Origin of the sequence: Aggregatibacter sp. oral taxon 458 str. W10330 (genome assembly GCF_000466335.1) — a bacterium.
In the GTDB taxonomy this organism is placed as follows: domain Bacteria; phylum Pseudomonadota; class Gammaproteobacteria; order Enterobacterales; family Pasteurellaceae; genus Aggregatibacter.
Genome location: NZ_KE952591.1, coordinates 4609 through 6231, shown reverse-complemented (window position 1 = coordinate 6231; position 1623 = coordinate 4609). Strand labels below are relative to the sequence as shown.

2 protein-coding genes are annotated in these 1623 nt (G+C 31.3%); both read left to right on the top strand.

Going from position 1 to position 1623, the window contains the following annotated elements; genetic code table 11:
• The first annotated feature begins 646 nt into the window (after nt 1–646).
• Nucleotides 647–904, top strand: a complete 258-nt coding sequence (locus HMPREF9065_RS08835; protein ID WP_021615215.1) for a hypothetical protein — start codon at nt 647–649, stop codon at nt 902–904.
• Nucleotides 873–1511, top strand: coding sequence for a hypothetical protein (locus HMPREF9065_RS08840; protein WP_021615214.1), 639 nt, complete (start codon nt 873–875; stop codon nt 1509–1511). The genes HMPREF9065_RS08835 and HMPREF9065_RS08840 overlap by 32 nt, the downstream gene beginning before the upstream one ends.
• Nucleotides 1512–1623 lie beyond the last annotated feature (112 nt).

Here is a 1623-nt window from a genome sequence, read left to right as displayed (position 1 = left end):
TCAAGTGCGGTCAATTTTCAAAGAGTTTTTAAACCTCTCAAAATTTGACCGCACTTTTGTATTTTCAATGATGCTTATTTTAAGCAAATTTTGATATCTCCCCTCTGATGGCGCAAGCGTCCACGCTTGTGCTGTTTAATAAAATCATTGCGAATTTTACCCATAAATGTTGGGAGAATCAATGTTCAAAATTCTTTGGATTTTGTGACCGCACTTTTAGTTGATAGGCACAAGCGAGGACGCTTGCGCCATCGTGGGGGAAAATAGTGAAAAAGATTATTTATATTCTTATTTTTTCTCTAGTATCTGGAGTCGTTTTTATGTTTATTATGTTTTTAGCTGCAAGGTTACTCTATAACATAAATAATAGTATTAGTTTCTATTGTATTGATATATTGTCTTTTTTTAAAAGTATGAATAAAAAGGAGGTGGGTTTTATTATCCTTATATTATCAATAAATTTTGTAATAACATATCTTCGTTATAGAGATTACTAAAGGCAAAGTTAGAAATAAATATTACTATGATCCTAAAAATAGAAATGACCCCAGATAGCGCGCGTCTCCTGACGTGTGCTTGTATCTATCTAAAAATAAACAAAATGAAGTTGTTAATGAAAATAGTAAAAATCTGAATTGTGAAATTGATGCTTTGGGCACGCGTCAGGAGACGCGCGCCATCTTGGGGGACTCCAGATTCTCATCCTGACGACTTTACAAAAGTTAGAGGAGCTAAAAGATTTAAAAATAAATATACAGATGAAATTTGGGAGGTTAGTGATACAAGACATTCTGATAAAACCGGAGAGTGGAAGGTAGGTTTAAATGGGGATTTACCAAATAGAAACAAAAAAATTACAATAGGACGAAGCGATGGAAAATTTATCAAAATTGATAATAAATAATGAGTTATGTTTTAGAAATATTAATTTCAATGGGTTTTCAACTAGTAATAAATGGGTTGGGTATTTTAAAGCAAAGGATTTAAGTGATGTTGGCAATATAAAAAGAGCTTCTGAATTGCTTAAAACCTTCTTTTGTAAAGATTTGGACAACTTTTTTTTACTTAGTGCTTTAGTATATGATGATGATTCAGATATTGATGATGGTATAAGAGAATCTGAGTATTTAGAAGAATACTTATTTTTGTATGAGGAAGCTAAAAAGAGTAATTTTTTGAATGACTATGACGGGGTTTATAAAGAATATTTTGAATCAATTGATTTAAAAGATGAGAAGCAGCCACCAATAAGTATATTTAATATGCATTTTGATTTAAATAAAATTTTCTTATATTGTGAATTAGTTTTAGCTTTCTATTTTGGAAAAATTAGTGGTGGAATTTGTTTTTTAATTAATCCTAAATTAGGTATTGCGCTTTATCCACATGATGATATTGGTTATGGATGTATTTCCCTTACAGAAGATACTTCTTTATCTGAAATGTTTTTAAATTTTTGTAATAAAGATCAATATTTCAGTTCTATTTTTAATGAAGAATTAATAAAGTAGAAATTGAGAGAGCTTTAAAGAAGTATGCTTGTGCCCCCTCTGATGGCGCAAGCGTCCACGCCTGTGCTATAACAATCACCAATGATAGCGCCAGCGTCCACGCTGGTGCTGC